At 41.7% G+C, this 8,994-nt stretch carries 7 protein-coding genes; 4 read left to right on the top strand and 3 right to left on the bottom strand.

What is annotated here, in order from left to right; translation table 11 throughout:
- Positions 1 to 72: 72 nt before the first annotated feature.
- Positions 73 to 783, bottom strand: coding sequence for a tRNA (guanosine(37)-N1)-methyltransferase TrmD (gene trmD / locus ACM03V_RS34055; protein ID WP_414625240.1), 711 nt, complete (start codon positions 781 to 783; stop codon positions 73 to 75).
- Between the two features lie 569 nt (positions 784 to 1,352).
- Between trmD and ACM03V_RS34050 the strand changes: the two genes are divergently transcribed.
- Together ACM03V_RS34050 and cphA are read left to right on the top strand one after the other, a co-directional pair.
- Entirely contained in the window at positions 1,353 to 2,216 is an 864-nt protein-coding gene (locus ACM03V_RS34050) for a cyanophycinase (protein WP_414625239.1), read from the top strand.
- A gap of 178 nt (positions 2,217 to 2,394) precedes the next feature.
- Positions 2,395 to 5,094, top strand: coding sequence for a cyanophycin synthetase (cphA, locus tag ACM03V_RS34045; protein ID WP_414625238.1), 2,700 nt, complete (start codon positions 2,395 to 2,397; stop codon positions 5,092 to 5,094).
- Positions 5,095 to 5,167: 73 nt separating this feature from the next.
- Here cphA and tatA read toward each other — a convergent pair whose 3' ends face one another.
- Both tatA and ACM03V_RS34035 read right to left on the bottom strand, forming a co-directional pair.
- Positions 5,168 to 5,353 (bottom strand): twin-arginine translocase TatA/TatE family subunit, encoded by a 186-nt coding sequence (gene tatA, locus ACM03V_RS34040; RefSeq protein ID WP_414625237.1) that lies wholly within the window; start codon positions 5,351 to 5,353, stop codon positions 5,168 to 5,170.
- Positions 5,354 to 5,654: 301 nt separating this feature from the next.
- Positions 5,655 to 7,175 carry a serine/threonine protein kinase gene (locus tag ACM03V_RS34035; protein ID WP_414625236.1) on the bottom strand — a complete coding sequence of 507 codons (1,521 nt, stop codon included), beginning with the start codon at positions 7,173 to 7,175 and terminating at the stop codon, positions 5,655 to 5,657.
- A gap of 86 nt (positions 7,176 to 7,261) precedes the next feature.
- On the opposite strand from ACM03V_RS34035, the gene cbiT reads away from it, so the two are divergent.
- Together cbiT and ACM03V_RS34025 are read left to right on the top strand one after the other, a co-directional pair.
- Positions 7,262 to 7,864, top strand: a complete 603-nt coding sequence (cbiT, locus tag ACM03V_RS34030) for a precorrin-6Y C5,15-methyltransferase subunit CbiT (RefSeq protein WP_414625235.1) — start codon at positions 7,262 to 7,264, stop codon at positions 7,862 to 7,864.
- Between the two features lie 117 nt (positions 7,865 to 7,981).
- Positions 7,982 to 8,866 carry a phosphatidate cytidylyltransferase gene (locus ACM03V_RS34025; RefSeq protein ID WP_414625234.1) on the top strand — a complete coding sequence of 295 codons (885 nt, stop codon included), beginning with the start codon at positions 7,982 to 7,984 and terminating at the stop codon, positions 8,864 to 8,866.
- Positions 8,867 to 8,994 lie beyond the last annotated feature (128 nt).

Genomic DNA, 8,994 nt, shown 5'->3' with positions numbered 1-8,994 from the left:
TCACCCCATCACCCCATCACCCCATCACCCCATCACCCCATCACCCCATCACCCCCTCTCCCCATCACCCCATCACCCCATCACCCCATCTCCCCCTCTCTCCTCAAGCCATGCTTCATACAAGTCGGGACGACGCTTGCGGGTTCTGGATATTTGTTGTTCGTAACGCCATTTGGCAATTGCTGCATGATTGCCGGATAATAGTACATCGGGGACTGTGCGATCGCGAAATATGGCAGGGCGGGTGTATTGGGGATAATCTAATAATCCTTCTTCAAAACTTTCTAATTTTAAAGATTCTGCTTTACCTACGGTTCCCGGAAGCAAACGCACTACTCCATTGATTAAAGCCATTGATGGTATTTCACCACCTGTCAAAATAAAGTCTCCTAAAGATACTTCGCGGGTGACTAATTCTAATACTCTTTCGTCAACTCCTTCGTAATGACCGCAGATGATAACTATTTGGTCGTAATTCCCGGACAATTCTCTCAATAAAGGCTGATTTATGGTTTCTCCTTGGGGACTCATCATGATTACCTCTCGTCGCGGCAATATTGGCAGCGATTCGACGGCAGAGAAAATCGGTCCGGGCTTCATTAACATCCCGACTCCCCCACCATAAGGTTCATCATCGACTTTCCGGTGCTTGTCGGTGGTAAAATCTCGCGGATTTACAAAATGCACGCTGGCAATCTGTTTTGCTAAAGCTTTACCAATCAGCCCGGAATTTAGAACGGAAGTAAAACAATCGGGAAATAGCGTAACTATATCAAAACGCACAGTATTTCGTATTTTATGACACTATTGTGGGAATTAAACTAGCTCGGCTCAGGTGCAGAAGCTTGTTGACTAGATTACATTTAAACTTTATTTAAAGTATATAAAAGTACTTACAATAGGATATTTTCAGTTGAAATGAAAATTTTTCTAATTACTTAATTTATGTTTAAATATTGTCACATCTAACTTTAAATTAAAGATTAATCCTGACGCGAACAACAACGCAGAATGATTGTATCCTGCATTGCGACTGTTGTTGTGCTTTATCCTAAACACTTTGCCCACAGTCGGGCGAGCGAAATAGCTTGTTTCAACTGGCAAAAAAAGAGATAATGGGACGTTATACATATTCTGCCGTGTCTGCTCGGAAGGGGCCTTTAGCTAAAAAGCTTAAAAGCCATACTTTGTGACTGACGTTCATGGTCTCAACTGCAATAAGTCTGGCAGCCGAACGGACATTCCGGCGAAAAATAAACGACAAAAACAGAAAATGTCCTGCTGATTATAATACTTGTGCGAACTGTCCGCGAAGTAAAATACACCTTCGGTGTTGTTGACAGGAGAAAATTATGCGGCAACTAAAAGCTAAATGGCTGGAAATGACCACATCCCAAGCAACTAAAACCGCCGTTCTGGTTATTGGAGGCGCAGAAGATAAGGTTCACGGACGAGAAATTCTGCGAACTTTTATAGACCGTGCTGGTGCAAAAGATGCCCATATTGCTATTATTCCCTCTGCTTCTCGGGAACCGAGTATTATTGGCGCTCGCTACGTAAATATTTTTGAAGATATGGGAGTTAAAAAGGTTGAAATTTTAGACATTCGAGATCGCGACCACTGTCACGACCGTTTTTTCAAGGAATCTTTGGAACAATGTAGCGGTGTTTTTTTGACTGGTGGCGATCAATTACGCCTTTGCGGTGTCTTGGCTGATACGCCGGTTATGGATATTATCCGAGAGCGAGTTAAAACCGGAGAATTAACTTTAGCTGGTACTAGCGCTGGTGCTGCGGTGATGGGACATCATATGATTGCTGGAGGCGGTAGTGGAGAATCTCCGAATCGTTCTTTAGTTGATATGGCAACTGGCTTGGGATTTATTCCGGAGCTGATTGTTGACCAGCATTTTCACAACCGTAACCGCATCGTGCGTTTAATGAGCGCGATCGCCTCCCATCCAGACCGTTTGGGAATTGGTATTGATGAAGATACTTGTGCCATGTTTGAAAAAGACGGTTGGCTTGAAGTTATGGGCAAAGGAGCGGTGACAATTATCGATTCAAGCGAACTTACTCATACCAACGAATCTCGTGTCGGAGCAACCGAACCTCTGAGTCTTCATAATTTACGAGTTCACGTTCTAAGTCATGGCGATCGCTATCATCTTTATGGACGTACTGCGATACCATCTGTGGGGAGAATATCCAGCTGACGGGAATAGGTATATGTGGTTACACTGGGTTGACCGCGATTTTAGTTGCTGCATAAAAGCAAGAAAAATCACAATAATAAGAATAAAGAAGAAAAAAACTGTTATTCATGAACAGTTTTGCGGTCAATTCCAGTAAGAAACTAGAATTTTGGTTCCGAATCTCCATCTACCCTTAATCATGAGAATCCTCAAGATCCAAACTTTACGCGGCCCAAACTATTGGAGCATTCGACGCCACAAGTTAATCGTCATGCGCCTCGATTTAGAAAACCTCGCCGAAACGCCTTCTAACGAAATCCCCGGTTTCTATGAAGGATTGGTGGAAGCACTACCTTCTTTGGAAGGTCATTACTGCTCTCCAGGCTGTCGTGGTGGTTTTCTGATGCGGGTGCGAGAAGGCACTATGATGGGTCACATTGCCGAACACGTGGCGTTAGAACTTCAGGAATTAGCCGGAATGCGTGCGGGTTTTGGCCGCACCCGCGAAACCGCGACTCCGGGAACTTATCAAGTAGTTTTCGAGTATTTGAATGAGGAAGCCGGACGGTATGCTGCAAGAGCTGCTGTACGGCTTTGTCAAAGTATTGTGGATAGAGGCCGCTATCCCAAGGCTGAGTTAGAACAAGATTTACAAGATATTAAGGACTATTGGCGCGATGCTTCTTTAGGACCTTCGACTGAATCAATTGTTAATGAAGCTTCAAAGCGAGGTATCCCCTGGATGCCTTTGGGTGCAAGATATTTGATTCAACTCGGTTACGGAGTGCAGCAAAAGCGGATTCAAGCGACTATGACGGCTCATACCGGCATTTTAGGTGTAGAACTTGCTTGCGACAAGGAAGCTACCAAGCGCGTTCTCGAATCTTGTGGTGTACCCGTTCCCAAAGGTACAGTAATTAATTTCTTGGACGATTTAGAAGATGCAGTTGATTATATTGGCGGCTATCCCATTGTCATAAAACCCCTTGATGGCAACCACGGACGCGGTATTACTATTGATATCAGAAGTTGGGAAGAAGCTGAAGCGGCTTACGATGCTGCAAGGGCTGTTTCTCGCTCGGTAATTGTTGAAAAATATTACCTTGGGCGCGACCATCGGGTATTAGTAGTAGATGGTAAAGTTGTTGCTGTTTCCGAACGAGTACCGGCTCATGTGGTTGGTGACGGTAGGTCAACTATTGCTGATTTGGTTGAAGAAACTAACAAAGATCCTTTGCGCGGTGACGGGCACGATAATGTTCTGACTCGGATAATTTTAGACCGTAATAGTTATGCTTTGATGGAAAGGCAGGGTTTTACCTTAGATAGCATTTTAAATAAAAATGAAATTTGTTATTTACGAGCAACCGCGAATTTATCTACGGGTGGTATTGCTGTAGATCGTACCGATGAAATTCATCCGCAAAATGCTTGGTTGGCTACTAGGATAGTTAAAATAATTGGATTGGATATCGCTGGGATTGATATCGTTACTACCGATATTAGTCGTCCTTTAAGAGAAACCGATGCCGTAGTTGTAGAAGTAAATGCAGCGCCGGGATTCCGGATGCACGTTGCTCCCTCTCAAGGGATTCCTCGCAATGTTGCTGGGGCTGTAATAGATATGCTGTTCCCTGCTGATAAGACTACTCGCGTACCTGTTCTCAGCGTTACCGGCACCAACGGTAAAACTACTACTACCAGATTGCTTGCTCATATTTTCAAGCAAACTAAGAAAGTAATTGGGTATACAACAACAGATGGGACGTACATCGGAGAATACTTAGTAGAATCTGGAGATAATACCGGCCCGCAAAGCGCTCAGTTGATATTGCAAGATCCGACGGTAGAAGTTGCCGTGTTAGAAACAGCACGGGGTGGTATTCTGCGTTCGGGATTAGCTTTTGAAGCTTCTAATGTGGGTATAGTGCTTAATGTTGCTGCCGATCATTTAGGATTGGGCGATATTGATACTATCGATCAACTGTCGCATTTAAAAAGTGTAGTTGCTGAAGCGGTATATCCCGATGGCTATGCGGTATTAAACGCCGACGATCAAAGAGTTGCGGCAATGGCCGAAAGGACAAAAGCGAATATTGCTTACTTCACCATGAATCCGGAATCGGAATTAGTCAAAGGGCATATTCAAAAAGGTGGAGTAGCGGCGATTTACGAAGACGGCTTTTTGTCCATTTTCAAAGGAGATTGGACTCACCGTATAGAAAAAGTTGAAAATATTCCTTTAACTATGGGCGGGCGTGCGCCGTTTATGATTGCTAATGCTTTGGCGGCATCGTTAGCAGCTTTCGTGCAAAACGTTTCCATAGAAGAAATTCGGGCTGGTTTAAATACCTTCCGGGCTTCGGTGAATCAAACACCAGGGCGGATGAATTTATTTAACTTGGGTAAACATCACGCTTTAATCGATTACGCTCATAATCCAGCCTCCTACGAAGCATTAGGCGGATTCGTGCGTAACTGGACATCCGGACAGCGAGTTGGTGTAGTTGGTGGCCCAGGCGATCGCCGTGACGAAGATTTTGTGATGTTAGGTAAACTAGCTTCGGAAATTTTCGACTGCATAATCATTAAGGAAGATGATGACACTAGAGGAAGACAAAGGGGTTCTGCTGCCGAGTTAATTACTCAAGGTATTAGAGAAGTAAATCCAAATTGCCTGCATGAAACAGTTTTGGATGAAACCGAAGCGATTAATAAAGCTTTAGATTTAGCTACTGATGACAGTTTGGTGGTAATTCTACCAGAAAGCGTCAGTCGTGCTATTAAGTTAATTAAAGCCAGGGGTGTAATTGAGGAAGAAAATCAGAACAAGCTTGATAGCGCAACTCCGAAAGATAAACAAGTCGGAGTTCCATCTTCGGTGTTAAATTCCTTGTGAAGGAATGATGAGTAAAGAGTTATAGATTACATTTACCGACTCTAATTTATAACTTTTTACCCGTCTCCTTTACTTATTGATATTCTTGATCGTTTTCATTTTCATTCTCGCTTTCATCGTCATTATTTTTTAATTCTTCCTTAAAACCCCGGAGAGTTTTTCCCAACGCGCTGCCTAACTCGGGAATTTTTTTTGGTCCAAAAATCAAAATCGCCACAACCCCAATTACAGCCATTTCCGGAAAACCCAATCCAAACATAGCGCCTCTTTAAATAAAGATTCTTTTATATATATAGTAGAGTGCGGGGGTAGATATAGGGGAATAGGGAATAGAATGTAGGGTGTGTTAAACGCACGACTGTTGATTAATTTCAATTACAATTTTTGTACGTTTAACGCACTATTCGAGATTAGTGTTTTACCGCTGCGCTATAAGTGCCGAGGAATGTGAATATAATTCGTAATTCGTAATATCACCCTCCGGGTGACACAAGCTACGTAATTTGGGATTAGAAAATTAAAAGTTTTAAACGAAGTTAATCAGGAATTGAAAAACTTTACTATTCTAAACTAACGGGTAAATTCAACCAGTCGCTCAATTCCGAAGCCAACCATTCAAGCTCGGATTCCGACGCGATCGCACCACCATCTTGAAGTTTATACTTGCGTACACCAGTACTGATAATTAATTGAGCAAAAACTTGTGTTTTTTCACCGTCGGAGTTTTTGACAAAGTGTCTGGGAATATAAGTTAATTTATTAATATCTTTTTTATCGGATGCACCGGGACGTTGAAAATCAAATCCTAATATTTGGTAAAATTTAGTAATTCGCTCTTTACCTAAACACAATCGCACCTTTCCAAATAGCGAAAAAACTAAACTATAAGTTAAAAATAATCCAGAACCCCAAAAAGGTAGAGAAAGAATAAATAATAGTAAATTTATCGGAAAGACGCTGCTACTAAAAGCACCAAGAGTCCATATAATGGTGAGTGAATTCCAAGCAGTCGCAAATAAACCCAAAAATATCAAAGATGGGTGAAAACCAATTGGTGGAATCAATATTTGTAAATTATCTTGATTTTTTGCTAACGTAACTTTACTACCAGATGGTTTAGTAAGCTTGAGTGATAATGGTTTGAATTTATTATTAAAGCTATTTATTAATAAGTGCCTATCTTTAGAAATCCAATTTTTACCATCCCAAATCCAATTACCGCAAATAATTTCAGAAAAAGAATTAGATAAGTAATTAGAAACATTATTTGTACTTAACTTTGACTGTTGTAGCAATGCCAAAGCTTCAGAAGCCGATTTGATCCTGGTTTCTAAAGTTGGTTCGGTAGTAGCTTTCAACCATCGAGTAAATTCACTACTCAAACTCGTTAAATCTTCAAACTGGATACGTCCATCACGAACGGGTAAATCTGCCGGATGACTACCCGTTACCAAATAAATTAACGTTGCACCCAAACTATAAATATCCGAAGCCGGTACGGTGCGATCGCCAAACTGTTCGAGGGGCATATACCCATAGGTACCCACTACAGTACGAGTGCCAAATTCTTTAACAGCGGCATTTTGTACCGAACCAAAGTCAATTAAATAGACATCTCCAACATGATTAAGAGTTCTATCTGCCAACAAAATATTACTAGGTTTGATATCACGATGAATAACTGGTGGGGAAAAAGAATGTAGATAAACTAAAATATCTAAAAGCTTTGTAGCTATTTGCTTTACTTCCGATTCCGTAAAAACACGTCCCGATTTTATATATTGCTTTAAAGTTTGTGTGGGAATATAAGTTTGTACTAAAGCAAACCCTTTCATGGGTGTTTCCAGTTCAAAATAATCTATATAGCCGGGAATTGAGGGGTGTGATAAATTTTTTAACGTCTGGGCTTCCCGTTCAAATAACTTCAAATCGTCCCACTCAAAATCGTCCTTAAAAGAAAGGAACTTAACTACAACCAGTTCGAGGGAGTGTAAATCGCGAGCCTTAAAAGTTTTTCTTGGAGCCTTCAAACCTAATTGAGAAAGTACTTCGTAGCGATTCTTTAATAATTTACCAATCATTTTGACGCACCAGAGCCTTGTATTTAATATTTTTATGCGCTATAGACGGCTTAAACAAATAATTATATCGAACTAACATTCTCATTATGATGTCGAAGCTGTGGCCTTATGTGACTCCAGGGATTCCAGATGAATTATTTGAGCGTTTACCGGGGATTCCCTTAAGCAAGCGAGAAATCCGACTATTATTAATTTCCCAACTACGATTGCAACCCAATGACGTACTATGGGATATTGGTGCGGGTACGGGCACTATCGCTATCGAAGTGGGATTACTGTGTCCCCAAGGAAAGATTATCGCCGTAGAAAGAGATGAAGAAGTTGCCAACCTTATTCGTCATAACTGCGAGCGGTTTGAAGTCAAAAATGTAGAAGTGATTGAAGGTAGCGCACCAGAATGCTTGCACCATATTCAAGATACACCTCAACGGGTTTGTATTGAAGGGGGTCGTTTTGTCACGGAAATCTTACAAACAGTTTGGAAGTACTTACCCTCAAACGGTCGAGTAGTAGCAACAGCTGCTAACCTAGAAAGCTTGTATGCTGTTTCCCAAAGCTTCGCGACTTTACAAGCAAGAAACGTTGAAGTTGTTCAATCTGCCGTGAATCGTCTTGAAACGCGGGGATTTAGCACAACCTTCAAAGCCGTAGATCCAATTTTTATTCTCAGTGGCGAAAAGTTGGACTGAGGGAATGGAGGATAGGGAGATGGGGAGATATTCTTAACTGCTCACTGCTCACTGTTCACTCCTAACTCCTGCTCGCAATCTAAAATCTAAAATCTAAAATCTAAAATCCAAAATTCTATGTCTTTGTCTCGGATTCTAAGTGGAATTATTGCGATCGCCTTAGCTTTGGGTAGCACTCTTTTAGGAGGATGGTATTTTACATTTTTCTATGCAATCATCATCTTTCTAGGGCAACGAGAATATTTTAATTTAGTACGAGCCAAAGGCATAGCTCCAGCAGCTAAAATTACAATGGTTGTCAGTCAAGTTTTGCTAGCAATTTGCACCTTTAATAGCGAGTTAGCTGATGCTGTAATGCCTGTAGCTGGAACGTTTATTTGTTTCTATCTGCTATTTCAGCCAAAAATGGCAACCATCGCCGATATTTCCGCTTCAATTCTCGGCTTATTCTACACCGGATATTTACCCAGCTATTGGGTGCGATTGCGAGCAATTGATACTGCTAATTTCAGCAATTTACCCTTGGGAGGTTACTTCCCTCCTTCGTTAACGGCATTTATTGGTAAAGACAACTTTTCCACTTTACCTTTAGGGTTAGGTGCTACCTTACTTACTTTTATGTGTATATGGGCTGCCGATATCGGCGCTTATTTTGTTGGTAAATATTTTGGTAAAACACCTCTATCGGGTATAAGCCCCAAGAAAACCGTAGAGGGAGCAATTTTTGGTATAACTGCAAGTATTGTTGTGGGAATTGCAATAGCTTACTACATCAATTTACCCGATTTTTATCTTACAGGAGCAGCATTAGGTTCGCTAATTGGTATAGCCAGTCTTTTAGGTGACTTAACCGAATCCATGCTCAAACGCGATGCAGGAGTTAAAGATTCAGGAGATATAATTCCCGGCCACGGAGGAATTCTAGACCGTACCGACAGCTATATCTTCACCGCACCGTTGGTTTATTACTTTATCACCCTTTTGTTGCCATTACTTAGTTGAGATGGGGAGATGGTTAGCCATTGCGTTGGGCGGGTTCCCCGACTTGTAGCAAATGGCGCAACCCGTAGGGGGAGATGGGGAGACAAGGGGACAAGGGGACAAGGGGACAAGGGGACAAGGGGACAAGG

The organism is Calothrix sp. CCY 0018, from assembly GCF_963920925.1.
Classification (GTDB): Bacteria; Cyanobacteriota; Cyanobacteriia; order Cyanobacteriales; family Nostocaceae; genus Rivularia.
The sequence above is the reverse complement of the archived record's forward strand: the minus strand, read 5'-3'. Positions and strand labels throughout refer to the sequence as shown.